Consider the following 14457-nt stretch of genomic DNA (forward strand, 5'->3'; position numbering starts at 1 on the left):
TTTCATTTTTCCATATATTACCTGTCTTCTATACTTTGGTGCAAATACAATATGATATTTACATTCCCAACTCGTATGTGCTAAACTATTCATATAAAAACCTCCTATGCTTTCTTGTGTCTTGGCGAACTCAAGATAATTATAGCATAGGAGGTTTTTGCTTGAAGCTGAAGCTCACTGATTCCCCCGGCATAGCCGGGGGTTTTTATTGGATTCACCAATAAAAAACCCCTTCCACAGTTTTAAACTGTGTGAAGGGGTTTTCTATGGTTTTTGTCAGGAAATCATCTGTTCAAAATCATCTGTGCTGATGATGGAAACGCCCAGTTCCTTTGCTTTTTCCAGTTTTTTCTCACCGGCATAAGCTCCAATAAGAAGATAATCAGTTTTTCCGCTTACGGCACCACGCACAACGCCGCCGAAATTCTCGATGATCTCTTTTGCGCCGTCCTTCCCATAATCATCCGGCTCCCCGGTGATCACGAAGGTCTTTCCGGCAAACCGATCATCAAATGTTTCAGGACGGAAGCGATAGGAAACGCCGAAGTTGATGCCCCAGTTGCCTGCAAACAATCTGGCAATATATTCGATGGACGGAATACCGTTTCCATCTGCGGCATAGGGAACATCCTCTACTTGATCTTTTAAAAAGTCATTAATTGTATCTTGTAAAGAATACATATCAAAAGTGTCTTCAAATTCCGAAAAATCTGTTCTCTCAGGGTCAGCTAATGCGTCAAGGAATGGTTCGATTTCTTCAAATGTCAACCCATATCCAATGAAAGAATCTAAATATTCTTTTAATTTTTCTCGGTCGATGTCTAGTGAAATATTTGTTGCACCCATGGATCTGTAATTCAAAACTTCTTCAACGGAAAGGATATCACCTATTGATCCTTTATAAAGGATTCCTTCGGTTTCAGAAGGCTCGGTTTCTCCGGCAGGCTTATAATAAATTGTCCATGTGTAGTCATCGCTATAATCCAGATATTGCGTCAAAAGCATGAGCTCCAGTTCAGGTGCGATCTGCCCTATTTCAGAAGCCATTTCCTCAATGCCGCTGATGTTGCCGGAGCCGGTGTTTTCGATGACCAGCTTATAGCGGTCTAAAAATTTTTGCAGCCCATATCCCTGTGTTGTCCGCAGTCCGGTGCCTTCTTCCACGGGGTATTCATTGAATACAGAATCAGGATCGCCGTCATTGACTTTTTTCAGAAAATCGGTGAGTTGTTCTTTCGTTCCAACAAGTGCCAGTTTGTATAATCCTTGCATGAAATCCCCTCCTTTGCAGAAAATGGAAACGCCTTTTTCTTTTATGATAGCACCAATCTTTTTTTCGTGCAATGATGTATTAGGAAAGGAAAAGAACAGGATTCCTGCGTTTTTCGCTGGGGAAATTGCAATTTTAGCATGTTTTCGTTACAATGGTGTCAGTGCAGTAAAAAAGGAGGAATGGTTTTGGAACGGCAGATCACATGGACAAATAACGGCATTGGCATCATAGAAGCGGAAAAGCGGCAGGGAATTGCGCCTGCTTTTTTGGCAGAGGAAGTTGTGGAAAAAATCGCGGCATTTCATAGCTCCGTACCTGGTTATGCAGTGACACCTCTTGCGGAATTGCCTGCAAGGGCGAAGGAACTGGGACTGGAAAATATTTTTGTGAAGGATGAATCCCACCGCTTTGGACTCAATGCATTCAAAGGATTGGGCGGCGTTTATGCCGTTTCCAAAGTCATTTGCGAAAAACTGGGACTGGATTTGGAAAAAGCGGACTTTTCCCAGATTTGTTCCGAAGAAAATAAGGAAAAAATCAAGGATATGGTGTTCATCACTGCTACCGATGGCAATCATGGCAAAGGTGTTGCTTGGGCGGCGAAGAAATTCGGCTGTCAGGCTTATGTGTATATGCCAAAAGGCACTGTGGAAAGCCGTGTGCAGGCAATCCGTGATGTGGGCGCCACAGAAGTTCTGGTGACGGACTATTTTTATGATGATACCGTCCGCATGGCTAACAAAAGAGCCGAAGAAAATGGTTGGACTATGGTGCAGGATACAGCATGGGAAGGCTATGAAAAAATCCCCACTTACATCGTGCAGGGCTATACCACATTGGCAAAAGAAGCAGTGGAGCAGCTCAAGGAAAAAGGCGTAGATGCACCGGATTTGGTGATTTTGCAGGCTGGCGTTGGTGCTTTCGCTGGGGGCGTGCTGGGGTATCTGGTGAACCATTACGGCGAAAAACTGCCGAAAGTCATCATTGCAGAACCTGACACCGTTGCTTGTATTTTTGAATCGGCGAAAATCAATGATGGCAAACCTCATGCGTCCACTGGCAGCTGCGAAACCGTCATGGCTGGGCTGAACTGTGCGGAACCCTGTCTGGTGACCTATCCCACACTGCGGGATTTCCCTGTGGCTTACGCGGCGTGTCCTGACTTTGTGACAGAAGAAGGTATGTGGCTGCTGGGAAAACCTTTGGCTGGGGACGATAAAGTCATTTCCGGGGAATCCGGCGCTGTTGGTATGGGGCTTTTGTATGAATTGACTCAGAATCCTGATTTGGTGGAAATCAAAGCCAGACTGGGACTGAATGAAAAGAGCGTGGTACTCCTCATCAGCACCGAAGGCAACACAGACCCTGACCATTACACAGAGGTGCTGGCAAAAGAGACCTTGTAAGAAAGGCAAAAGAGGCGTATCATATCAGAAGATAACTTTTTGGAGGTGCAGAAATGAAAGCAGAAATCATTGCAGTAGGAACGGAGATCCTGCTGGGAGATATTTTGAATACAAATGCTCAGTATCTGTCCAAAGAACTGGCACAGCTGGGGATTGAAGTTTATTTTCAGACAGTGGTGGGGGATAACCCCAAACGTCTGAAAGATACCATTTTTCAGGCATTTTCCCGTGCGGACCTGATTATCACCACAGGCGGACTTGGTCCCACAGAAGATGACCTGACAAAGGAAACAGCGGCAGAATATTTCGGGGAAGAACTGGTGCTGGATGAAAGAGCATTGGGCAGAATCGAAAAATATTTCAAACGCACAGGCAGAACCATGACAGAAAACAACCGGAAACAGGCTATGGTGCCTAAGGAACACGGCATTGTGCTCTACAATGACAACGGCACTGCCCCCGGCATCATCATGGAGAAAAACGGCAAAATCATTGCCATGCTGCCCGGTCCTCCTAAGGAAACTATGCCCATGTTTGAAAATCAGGTAAAACCTTATTTGCAGAAAAAACAGGAATATACTTTCGTTTCTGAAATCCTGCGCGTGGCAAGTGTAGGGGAAAGTGCCATGGAAACACTGGTGAAAGACATCATTGATGCCCAGACAAACCCCACCATTGCGCCTTACGCAAAATACGGTGAATCCATCCTGCGCATTACAGCGAAAGCAAAATCTGAAGAAGAAGCTCATGAACTGATCGCGCCTGTGAAAGCGGCTTTGAAAGAACGTCTGGGTAACGCTGTTTATGCCGAAGGGGAAACCAATATGCAGACGGTTGTGGCACAGATGCTGCTGGAAGGGAAAAAGACCATTGCTGTGGCAGAATCCTGCACAGGTGGTCTGGTGACTTCCGCTTTGGTGGAATATCCCGGTATTTCCGAAGTGTTGCTGGAAGGCTGTGTCACCTATACCAATGAAGCGAAAATGCATCGTTTGGGCGTGAAAGCGGAAACACTGGACAAATATACTGCTGTGAGCAGAGAAGTGGCTGCGGAAATGGCAGAAGGTGTAGCAAAGACCAGCGGCGCAGCTATCGGCGTTTCCACAACAGGCATTGCTGGCCCTGGCGGTGGCACAGAAGAAAAACCTGTAGGTCTGGTTTACATTGGTATCCATGTAAATGGCAAAACAACCGTAACAGAATACCGCTATACAGGCGAACGGAACCAGATTCGGGAACGTGCCGCTTTCTATGCATTGGATTTACTGCGGAAGGCATTGCGGGATGAAGCATAAGGGAGATTTGCTGCTGTTTCTGGCAGCGTTCATCGGCGGCAGCGGCTTTATTAGCAGCAAATATCTGTTGGATTGGGGCTATACCCCTTATCAGGTGATTTTTGGCAGATTTCTGGTGGCAGCCCTTTGTTTGGGGATTTTCTACTGGAAAGCATGGAAAAATATCACCAAAGCAGAATGGAAAGTGGGCAGCATATTGGGATTGCTTTTGGCGGCAACATTTCTGCTTCTCACATTGGGATTACAGTATACCACACCATCCGTCAATGCCTTTTTGTGCAACACACAGGCGGTGGTGGTGCCTTTTATCTGCTGGTTTGCCTTTCGGCAGAAACCGGCAGCCAGCGTGATTTTGGCAGCAGTGGTGACAGTGATCGGTGTTGCTATGCTGTCTGTGACAGATGGACTCAGATTGGACTTAGGGGCGGTGCTGTCATTCGGGGCATCCATCGCTTTTTCCCTGCAAATGGCACTCATGGGGCGGATGATTGCCGCTTGTGATTCGGTACACATTGCTTTGGTGGAAAATGCGGTGGTGGCAGTTCTTGCCTTTTTCATTTCCCTCATGATGGGGGGAGAGGTGCCGCCTCTTTCTCTGGGAGCGGTGGGGAATTTCCTCAACGCAGGTATCCTCTGCACTGGGGTGTATTTTGTGCTCCAATCTGTAGGACAGCGGTATACTTCGGCTAGTAAAACAGCCCTTATCATCACAACGGAATCTATTTTTGCGGCAGTGATTTCTGCGGTACTTTATGGAGAACGGCTGACCCTTCGGGGGTATGTGGGTTGTATCCTGATTTTTGGGGCAGTATTGTTGGCAGAAGCCCCTTTGGGACGCAAAAAAAGCGGTTGACAGTCTCCGTGAAATCGAGTAAAATGAGAACATAAGTTCGATTTATTTGGAAAGGTGGTTGCGGCATGGCAGCAGCAAAAGCAAAAGACAGCAAAGACGAAATCAAATTTGAAGATAAACAAAAAGCATTGGACGCGGCTCTGAGCCAGATTGAAAAACAGTTCGGCAAAGGCGCGGTAATGAAACTGGGTGACGACAGCGCAAAAATGAACGTGGAAGTGGTTCCAACAGGCTCCTTGAGTCTGGATATCGCTTTGGGCGTGGGCGGTGTGCCTAAGGGCAGAATCATCGAAGTATATGGTCCTGAATCTTCTGGTAAAACAACCGTTGCTTTGCATATGGTAGCGGAAGTGCAGAAACGTGGCGGCATTGCGGGCTACATCGACGCGGAACATGCTATGGACCCTACTTATGCAAAGGCTTTGGGTGTAGATATTGACAATCTGTATATTTCCCAGCCTGACGACGGCGAACAGGCACTGGAAATCGCAGAAACTATGGTACGCAGCGGCGCCATTGATATTGTTATTGTGGACTCTGTTGCGGCTCTGGTTCCCCGTGCGGAAATCGAAGGGGAAATGGGAGATTCCCATATGGGCTTGCAGGCAAGACTCATGAGCCAGGCTCTGCGGAAACTGACTGGTATCACCAAAAAATCCAACTGTACCGTTGTATTCATCAACCAGCTCCGTGAAAAGATTGGTGTCACATTCGGTAACCCTGAAACTACTACCGGTGGTCGTGCCCTGAAGTTCTATGCTTCTATCCGTATCGATATCCGTAAGTCTGATGTCATCAAACAGGGGACAGACTTTGTAGGGAACCGCGTGAAAGTGAAAATTGCGAAGAACAAAGTTGCACCTCCCTTCAAGATTGCGGAATTTGACATTGTTTATGGTCAGGGTATTTCCAAAGAAGGGGATATCCTGGACTTGGCATCTGAAGTGGATATCGTAAACAAGAGCGGCGCATGGTACGCTTATGGGGAAACTCGTATCGGTCAAGGACGTGAAAACGCAAAAACATTCCTGAAAGAACACCCTGACATGTGCAGAGAAATCGAAAACAAAGTCCGTGAACACTATGGTCTGCCTACACTGACAGACGGTGTCATGGAAACCGCTGTGGAAGAAGAAGCAGAACCCAGACTGGATTTGGATGTGGAATAAACAGAGAGATTTTGTGGAAATCTCTTGAGAAAAAAGGGAACCTGTGGATAGGGTTCCAATGGAAGATATTGAGAATCATAAAATAGTCAGAATCCTTAAAACGAAAAGGATTCTGGCTATTTTGTTTTATGATGAAGTTGTCACTGACAGGTTCCTGTTTTTTTCGTGGAAAAGCCCTGTTTGCAAAGGTTTCTTTTGACGCAGAGGGGAAAACTATGATATAATAAGCAAAATATCATGGGGAAACAGGCGTTTTTCCAGACTGGATGAAAACAGAAGTTGCTTTTTGCGAGAATGCAAAGGAAAAGGGCAGCTTTTTTTGTGAAAGAAATACTAGAGATTTAGGAGGAATATGGATGTCCAAAGACAGACAAAGTCATATCAGAAACTTTTGTATTGTGGCACATATCGACCACGGCAAATCCACATTGGCAGATAGATTGATTCAGAAAACAGGTCTGCTTACAGACCGTGAAATGCAGGAACAGGTACTGGATAACATGGATCTGGAACGGGAAAGAGGTATCACCATCAAGTCCCAGGCAGTTCGCTTGATTTATCGCGCAAACAATGGGGAAGAATACGAATTCAACCTCATCGATACTCCGGGACACGTGGACTTTAACTATGAAGTATCCCGCTCTCTGGCAGCCTGCGAAGGTGCAATCCTGATTGTAGACGCAGCACAGGGTATTGAAGCGCAGACATTGGCAAACGTATATCTGGCACTGGATAACAATCTGGAAATCCTGCCCGTTATCAATAAAATCGACCTGCCCAGCGCAAACCCTGCTTGGGCAAAACAGGAAATTGAAGATATTATCGGTATCCCCGCAGAAGATGCGCCGGAAATTTCCGCCAAAAACGGCGTGAACATCGAAGAAGTGCTGGAGCGTATCATCACAGATATTCCTGCTCCCAGCGGTGATGTGGATGCACCTCTGAAAGCGCTGATTTTCGACAGCGTATATGACCAGTATCGTGGTGTTATCGTTCTGATGCGTGTCTTTGACGGCAGCATCCGCAAAGGCTCCAAAGTAAAAATGATGGCAACAGGCAAAGAATTTGACGTTGTGGAAGTTGGTATTTTCGGCCCCGGTCGTTTCCTGCCGGTAGATGAACTGAATGCAGGCATGGTAGGGTATTTCACTGCCAGCATCAAAAACGTGGCAGATACCCGCGTAGGTGATACGGTAACAGAAGCGGCAAGACCCACTGCAGAAGCACTGCCCGGTTATAAGAAAGTAAACCCCATGGTTTATTGTGGTGTGTTCCCTGCCGACGGTGCAAAATATCCTGACCTTCGTGATGCACTGGAAAAATTGCAGCTCAACGACGCTTCTCTGTTCTTTGAACCGGAAACATCTGTGGCTCTGGGCTTTGGTTTCCGCTGTGGTTTTCTGGGACTGCTGCATCTGGAAATCATTCAGGAAAGACTGGAAAGAGAATATAATCTGGATCTGGTAACCACCGCACCCAGCGTTATTTATAAAGTATATCTGACAGACGGCACCCAGTTCGACCTGTCCAACCCCAGCAACATGCCTGACCCTGCCCGTATCCTGAAAATGGAAGAACCCATTGTAAAGGCAGAAATCATGCTGCCTAAGGATTATATCGGACCTATCATGGAACTGTGTCAGCAGCGCCGTGGGGATTATATCAGCATGGAATATCTGGATGAAAGCAGAGCCATGCTCATCTACGAAATGCCTCTGAATGAAATCATTTATGACTTCTTCGATGTACTGAAATCCAGAAGCCGCGGTTACGCGTCCTTTGACTATAGTCTGGTGGGCTACAAAGAAAGTGAACTGGTGAAACTGGATATTCTGGTAAACAGAGAACCTGTGGATGCACTGTCCTTTATTGTTCATAAAGATTCCGCTGTGGAACGTGGCAGAAAGATGTGCGAAAAACTGAAAAAAGAAATTCCCAGACATCTGTTTGAAATTCCCATTCAGGCAGCTATCGGCAGCAAGATCATTGCCAGAGAAACCATCAGCGCCCTGCGTAAAGATGTATTGGCGAAATGCTACGGCGGTGATATTTCACGTAAGAAAAAACTGTTGGAAAAACAGAAGGAAGGGAAAAAGAGAATGCGCCAGATTGGCAGCGTAGAAGTACCTCAGCAGGCATTTATGAGCGTGCTGAAACTCGACGAAGAATGACAAAAACTGAGTTTTTTCGACAGAGAAAAACAAAAAAATACGGCGTTTTACAAGAGCGATATCGTGAAAATGATGTCGCTTTTTTGTTGCTTTTTTATAGATTCTTGCTTTTGAAACAGTATGATATTTGTGGTTTATTGCTATTTTATAATCATCATAACAGTGTCATACTTATTTTATAATCCTATATGTCGACAATAAAAAACAGATGAAAAAAATAAGAGTTTATAGTGGTCTTTTGAAATAAAACAAGAGGTTGAGATGTAATGCAAGATATATTGGAAAGTGGAAAAAAGCTGAGAGTTGCCGCAATTTGCCGCGTCAGTACAGTAAAGGAAGAACAGGAGGCAAGTTATGAAACACAGGTGGCATTCTTTAAAGCAATTATTGCCTATCATCCAAACTGGGAGATGACAGAGGTCTATGCGGATTATGGCATAACAGGCACAAGTGTGGAGAAAAGAAAAGGTTTCAGCCGAATGATAGAGGACTGCAAAGCGGGAAAAATAGATCTGATACTGGTAAAGTCATTAAGCCGTTTTGCAAGAAATACCCTAGATTCTTTAAACTGTATTCGCATGCTAAAGGAAAGAAATATAGGCGTGTGGTTTGATGAGGAAAGAATCAATACGCTGGATCAGAGTGGAGAAATGCTGATCACGGTTTTAAGTGCTTTGGCACAGGAGGAAAGCCGAAATATCAGTGAGAATGTAAAATGGGGACTGCGTAATAAGTATGCAAAGGGCGGATGCCACACAAGCAGATTGCTGGGGTATAAAACAGGAAAAAGCGGACATCTGGAAATTATTCCAGAGGAGGCTGAGATTGTAAAATATATTTTTAGGAGATACCTTGAGGGACAAAGTATCAACGGAATATCAAAAGAGCTGGAGAATAAGGGCTATACAACCATACGGGAAAGTAAAACATGGGGATTTACTACGGTAAGAAATATTCTGGAAAATGAGAAGTATATCGGGGATGTGCTGTCTCAGAAAACGTATACGGTTGATTACTTAAGTGGTAAAAGAGCGGCTAATGATGGGGTTTTGCCAAAGTATTATGTAGAGAATGATCATGAGCCAATTATTTCCCGTGAGGATTTTTACAGGGTTAAGGAAGAAAAACAAAGAAGAACTGAATTGAGAAAAGGCATAGAGGATGAACTTGGTTATAACGGAAAGTATAGTGCGAAATATGCGTTGACTAGTGTTTTGTTTTGCGGTGAGTGTGGCAACCCATACCGTAGGCAAGTATGGAAAACAAAAGCAGTATGGCGTTGCAGCAGCAGGCTGAAAGATGGTACAAAGTACTGTAAAAATTCTCCGACTATCGATGAAAAGGGTTTGCACCAATGTATCATTCGAGTAATCAACTCCTTTGTAGAAAATAAAGCGGATTTTCCGGATATTCTTAAGTATGATTTTTTACTGGAGCTGAAGAGATGCAAATTTCAAAATATAGATTATGATAAAGAAATTGAGAAATGGAAAGGGAAGCTGATCAGGCTGCTTAAGTCAAAGGAAGGCATCAGCGGACATAAAAAGTTATGTGCAGAAATGCTTCAAAAATTGAACTGGCTGGAAGCAGAAAAGAAAAGATCCGAAAATAATAAGGAAGAACGAAAACAGATAGAAACTTTGCTGGATCCTAAATTGGATCTGGCAAGCCTGCTGCGTGTGGAAAATTATGATGATGCTCTTGTAAGGCGGCTGATTAGCTCCATTAAAGTAAAGACAGATGGAAGTGTGGAAATATGGTTTAAGGTAGGGATGGCGGTGGAGGAAAAAATATAGAATCATACAAAAAACATCAATGTATAGAAAAAGTAGGTTATAATAATAAAATTTTTTTTGAAAAGTATATTCGATCTATCTTCCAAATTTATATTCAAGTGTAATGCAGTTGGTAGAATAATTGATTTGGGAAAAATACTGTAGGCTTCGACTGATTTTTAAAGTGTTTAATTTTTTGAAAGAAATAATTTAATGCTTCATCATAGAAACAACAGAATCTTGAATTTTCTAATGGCTCTACCTATAATATTTTTATACAGTTGAGTTTTGTTTTATTAAGATATTTGTGTAGATATATTTCGTAGAATCTTTTGGTTTTGGAGAGGGATGGAGATGATATGATGATTATGAATGAAAAGGTTTCCTATTCACTATATGATGATTATGTTCAGAGCGCTAATACACTCTTTCATTTCATGAAAGAACAAAGGTTCTTAGATTCGATTCTTCTCCATAAAGCTTTGCTTCCACGGTATTGCATTGAAACCATCGATTACTTAAATATTCATAATGGTACCCGCACATTTCATGAAGCTGCTATTTTGCAAAAGTGCTTCTGTGATATTCCTTTTCATAAACTTGCAGATTCATTTACTGTAAATGCTGTTGGAGATGTTTATGAATCATTAACAAGCGATGAAAAAATAGAGATCCAAAAGAACAATACACATTTTGATTTTTATGGAGAATATGCAGTGGCTTTTTCAAAAAGTTGGGGAGAAAAAAACCACCTTCAGCCGATTCACTATCTTAACGAAGATTCCCAATATACAAAGGATTTTTCTGCCTTAATGGGACAAATTATCCAGAAGAATGAGTTGCTGGAAGAGTATTCTAAAGATGTAATTAATCGTCTAGCGTATATCAAGCCGTTGCGTGGAATCATGAAGAGAAAATTTACTCGCAAAGATTTTAGTTCGGTCACAGTTGAAATATCCAAGAATTTTCATGATGAACGTGAGTGGAGATATGTTCCTAATGCGAAGGATCTTGCTGACTTGAATATAGGAAGTATTATAGCTAATCCTAATGCAATTCCTTTGGCAAACGACATCAGTAATAGCTTGGAGAATGAGAAATACAGGAAGCTTTGGCTAAATTTTTCGTATGATGATATACGGTATATCATTGTTCCTAATATTCAAGCTCGAGTTAATATTATTAAAACAATAAATGACTTACCAGATGATTGTTTTGAAAACAAGGAGGATATTCCAATCGAGAAGAATATTCTAATGAGTAAAATACTGGTGTTGGAAGAAATCAGAAAGGATTGGTAATATGTCTAACAAAATCAAAGATATTTTTTCTGATGATATGATTGATATTAATGGAACATTATCTTTTTGTAATAAAGATGCATACAATAATTTTTTATCTGCCTTGGATTCTGTATATACCGAAGGGCGTACCATTCCAATAGATGGGGTGACTTCAATATCCACAAGTGTTGGATGCCAAGGTGCAAAATTCCCATTACAAGAACATACTAGCATAGAAAAAGTTTTTATTGGACCTACGGAAGAGCCTGTGATTATTACACTTGATGTGAATGGAGAAGAAAAAAAAATAACACTTTTGCGTAATTTTCTCAAAGATAAAGTGATTATACATTCCAAACCAGATTCCATAGTTGCTTTTAATTTTATATTCCAACATGGCGAAAACAAGCATACTGTTAATTATAAGGTACAGTTTGAGAAGGCAAAAAGTGTAAGCGAAGTTGCTGACAGCTTTAGTATTGCTACAGCTCTATTGTCATGTTTTTATGGATCTGAAGATAACACCACAGCTGAAGCGGGTAAAGTTTCTTTATCGGAAGTAAGGAATTATTTTCGTTGTAACGAAGCGTTCTTCAAGCGTTTAAGTGCAATAGAGAGTAGACTCTCTCTTTCGATTTCACCAAGTTTGTTAAACGATTTGTCTTCTGAAGAGCAGCATGATATTGATGAACTTTATTTGCTTTTATGTGAAAAGAAAGTTGTTCGTTTGAATGCCAAATTATCTTCTACAGAATCGATAGTTGTTATGAATCAGGTAGGACCACAACTTAGTATTGGCAGTAAAGTATCATTGACTTTTTTAGGAAATATAGAATCTATTTTTTTAAAGCAAAAAGTTACTCTTTACACCGCTAATCTTTTGATAAATGCATTTGTGAAAGATATTCGAAAGTGTGAAGATGGTACAGTAAAGATTTTGTATGGCGATACTGATAGCAAACCTATGTATGTTTCTTTCTCTGCGTTTGAAACAAGTGAAGAAGCAAGGCAAGAACTGGACGTAATAATGCAGCATGAAGAAATCTATAATAATGCTCTAACAAGTAGTGTATATATTAATGAGTATTATGAAGAAAAGGACTAAATAAACGGCATATGAATAAAATAGAGAACCATAGAACAATTATTCGTCCTTTGGTTCTCTTTTTATTTATTTACCATCTCGAAGGTATTGTTTTAAGTTTGCTTTTTTCATATGAGTTAAGTCAAATAATCAGTTCTTATTTTTTTGTATACGGTTCTATATAGCTACATAATTTCTCAGACTCATCGTCCTATATATTATTGGAGATATATGTATAGTGGTTCAGATCAACTCAAGTGTGAGGTGTAATAGCATATTGGACAATATTTTGGAATCTTGCTGCCGAAGAAAATATTAGTGAGAAAGGCGTGATTCAGGTAGTGAAACTTCTGATGGAAAAAGGAATGCACGAATTAAAAAAATGGTGATAACTTTATCAGAATCCTAATTCAAACAATCATAGGTGTGAATGAATGAAAAATGGAAATACACTTTAAGTTCGGAACGGTAATGACAGAAAGAATCGTTGAGAAGGAATACTAAGAAAGACTGGCAGAAACACTATCGTTTCTATAAATGCGAAAATAAAAGATTCCTGGTTTCACAGAGAGTTTTGATTTTGGTATTTTACCAAAATTAAGATATTTCAATACTCATATTTTTTTGAAAAGAATATTGCAACGACATGATTCGATCAAGGAGCTTACACCAAGGGACCACCAGGCTCACAGGGCATACTTATCCCAACCTTATGCAAACTCGACGAAGAATGACAAAACTCCCGTTTTTTCGACAGAGAAAAACAAAAAAATACGGCGTTTTACAAGAGCGATATCATGAGAATGATGTCGCTTTTTTGTTGCTTTTTTATAGATTCTTGCTTTTGAAACAGTATGATATTTGTGGGTTATTGCTATTTTACAATAATTATAACAGTGTCATACTTATTTTATAGTCCTATATGTCGACAATAAAAAACAGATGAAAAAAATAAGAGCTTATAGTGGATTTTATGACATAAAACAAGAGGTTGAGAAATGATGCAAGATATATTGGAAAGTGGAAAAAAGCTGAGAGTTGCCGCATATTGTCGCGTCAGTACAGCAAAGGAAGAACAGGAGTCCAGTTATGAAATACAGGTGGCATTCTTTAAAGAAATGATTGCCTATCATCCCAATTGGGAGATGACAGAGGTCTATGCGGATTATGGCATAACAGGCACAAGTGTAGAAAAAAGAAAAGGTTTCAGCCGAATGATAGAGGACTGCAAAGGGGGAAAAATAGATCTGATACTGGTAAAGTCATTAAGCCGTTTTGCAAGAAATACCCTGGATTCTTTAAACTGTATTCGTATGCTGAAGGAAAGAAATATAGGCGTGTGGTTTGATGAGGAAAGAATCAATACGCTGGACCAGAGTGGAGAAATGCTGATTACGGTTTTAAGTGCTCTGGCACAGGAAGAAAGCCGAAATATCAGTGAGAATGTAAAATGGGGACTACGTAATAAGTATGCAAAGGGCGGATGCCACACAAGCAGACTGCTGGGGTATAAAACGGGAAAAAGCGGGCATCTGGAAATCATTCCAGAGGAAGCTGAGATCGTAAAATATATTTTCAGAAGATACCTTGAGGGACAAAGTATCAACGGAATATCAAAAGAGCTGGAGAATAAGGGCTATACAACCATACGGGGAAGTAAAACATGGGGATTTACTACGGTAAGAAATATTCTGGAAAATGAGAAGTATATCGGGGATGTGCTGTCTCAGAAAACATATACGGTTGATTACTTAAGTGGAAAAAGAGTAGCTAATGATGGGGTTCTGCCAAAGTATTATGTGGAGAATGATCATGAGCCAATTATTTCCCGTGAGGATTTTTACAGGGTTAAGGAAGAAAAACAAAGAAGAACCGAACTGAGAAAAGGCATAGAGGACGAACTTGGTTACAATGGAAAGTATAGTGCGAAATATGCGTTGACCAGTGTTTTGTTTTGTGGTGAGTGCGGTAAACCATACCGCAGGCAGGTATGGAAGACGAAAGCAGTATGGCGTTGCAGCAGTGGACTATAGTCAATAAAGTGGACACAATTTATAAAGAAAAGTGCCGAGTACAGCTGCTTAGTGCTGTGCCCAGTACCATTCTTCTTTTTCATTTGGTGTCATCATTCCGAGAGAACTATGCGGT

Annotated in this window: 11 protein-coding genes; 9 read left to right on the top strand and 2 right to left on the bottom strand. The window is 41.6% G+C overall.

Going from position 1 to position 14457, the window contains the following annotated elements; genetic code table 11:
• Window positions 1-93, bottom strand: a 93-nt coding sequence (locus INF29_RS12300; RefSeq protein ID WP_193486905.1) for a transposase, incomplete at its 3' end; no start/stop codon positions are given.
• 183 nt (window positions 94-276) lie between these two features.
• Entirely contained in the window at window positions 277-1272 is a 996-nt protein-coding gene (locus INF29_RS12305; RefSeq protein ID WP_193486907.1) for a BRCT domain-containing protein, read from the bottom strand.
• Window positions 1273-1458: 186 nt separating this feature from the next.
• Between INF29_RS12305 and dpaL the strand changes: the two genes are divergently transcribed.
• The 9 genes from dpaL (at window position 1459) to INF29_RS12350 (ending at window position 14342) form a co-directional block, all read left to right on the top strand.
• Complete coding sequence (gene dpaL / locus INF29_RS12310) at window positions 1459-2679, top strand: diaminopropionate ammonia-lyase (RefSeq protein WP_243184162.1); 1221 nt, start codon at window positions 1459-1461, stop codon at window positions 2677-2679.
• 53 nt (window positions 2680-2732) lie between these two features.
• Window positions 2733-3974 (top strand): competence/damage-inducible protein A, encoded by a 1242-nt coding sequence (locus INF29_RS12315; protein ID WP_193486911.1) that lies wholly within the window; start codon window positions 2733-2735, stop codon window positions 3972-3974.
• The gene (locus INF29_RS12320) at window positions 3964-4827 is read left to right on the top strand and encodes a DMT family transporter (RefSeq protein WP_193486913.1); all 864 of its coding nucleotides are present in this window, start codon (window positions 3964-3966) and stop codon (window positions 4825-4827) included. The genes INF29_RS12315 and INF29_RS12320 overlap by 11 nt, the downstream gene beginning before the upstream one ends.
• A gap of 65 nt (window positions 4828-4892) precedes the next feature.
• Window positions 4893-5996 (top strand): recombinase RecA, encoded by a 1104-nt coding sequence (gene recA, locus INF29_RS12325; protein ID WP_207728171.1) that lies wholly within the window; start codon window positions 4893-4895, stop codon window positions 5994-5996.
• A 356-nt stretch (window positions 5997-6352) separates the two neighbouring features.
• The gene (lepA, locus tag INF29_RS12330; protein ID WP_193486915.1) at window positions 6353-8167 is read left to right on the top strand and encodes a translation elongation factor 4; all 1815 of its coding nucleotides are present in this window, start codon (window positions 6353-6355) and stop codon (window positions 8165-8167) included.
• Window positions 8168-8433: 266 nt separating this feature from the next.
• Window positions 8434-9963, top strand: coding sequence for a recombinase family protein (locus INF29_RS12335; RefSeq protein ID WP_193486917.1), 1530 nt, complete (start codon window positions 8434-8436; stop codon window positions 9961-9963).
• Window positions 9964-10301: 338 nt separating this feature from the next.
• Window positions 10302-11243 (top strand): abortive infection system antitoxin AbiGi family protein, encoded by a 942-nt coding sequence (locus INF29_RS12340; RefSeq protein ID WP_193486919.1) that lies wholly within the window; start codon window positions 10302-10304, stop codon window positions 11241-11243.
• 1 nt (window position 11244) lies between these two features.
• Entirely contained in the window at window positions 11245-12330 is a 1086-nt protein-coding gene (locus tag INF29_RS12345) for an abortive infection system toxin AbiGii family protein (RefSeq protein ID WP_193486921.1), read from the top strand.
• Window positions 12331-13307: 977 nt separating this feature from the next.
• Window positions 13308-14342, top strand: a complete 1035-nt coding sequence (locus INF29_RS12350) for a recombinase family protein (protein WP_193486923.1) — start codon at window positions 13308-13310, stop codon at window positions 14340-14342.
• Window positions 14343-14457 lie beyond the last annotated feature (115 nt).

Source organism: Anaerotignum lactatifermentans, from assembly GCF_014982935.1.
Lineage (GTDB): Bacteria > Bacillota > Clostridia > Lachnospirales > Anaerotignaceae > Anaerotignum > Anaerotignum lactatifermentans.

Excerpts from the sequence above, each read along its gene's own strand:
- INF29_RS12305 (WP_193486907.1), bottom strand. The coding sequence starts at position 1,272 with ATGCAAGGATTATACAAACTGGCACTTGTTGGAACGAAAGAACAACTC.
- recA (WP_207728171.1), top strand. The coding sequence starts at position 4,893 with ATGGCAGCAGCAAAAGCAAAAGACAGCAAAGACGAAATCAAATTTGAA.
- lepA (WP_193486915.1), top strand. The coding sequence starts at position 6,353 with ATGTCCAAAGACAGACAAAGTCATATCAGAAACTTTTGTATTGTGGCA.
- INF29_RS12335 (WP_193486917.1), top strand. The coding sequence starts at position 8,434 with ATGCAAGATATATTGGAAAGTGGAAAAAAGCTGAGAGTTGCCGCAATT.
- INF29_RS12315 (WP_193486911.1), top strand. The coding sequence starts at position 2,733 with ATGAAAGCAGAAATCATTGCAGTAGGAACGGAGATCCTGCTGGGAGAT.
- INF29_RS12350 (WP_193486923.1), top strand. The coding sequence starts at position 13,308 with ATGATGCAAGATATATTGGAAAGTGGAAAAAAGCTGAGAGTTGCCGCA.
- INF29_RS12320 (WP_193486913.1), top strand. The coding sequence starts at position 3,964 with ATGAAGCATAAGGGAGATTTGCTGCTGTTTCTGGCAGCGTTCATCGGC.
- INF29_RS12340 (WP_193486919.1), top strand. The coding sequence starts at position 10,302 with ATGATGATTATGAATGAAAAGGTTTCCTATTCACTATATGATGATTAT.
- INF29_RS12345 (WP_193486921.1), top strand. The coding sequence starts at position 11,245 with ATGTCTAACAAAATCAAAGATATTTTTTCTGATGATATGATTGATATT.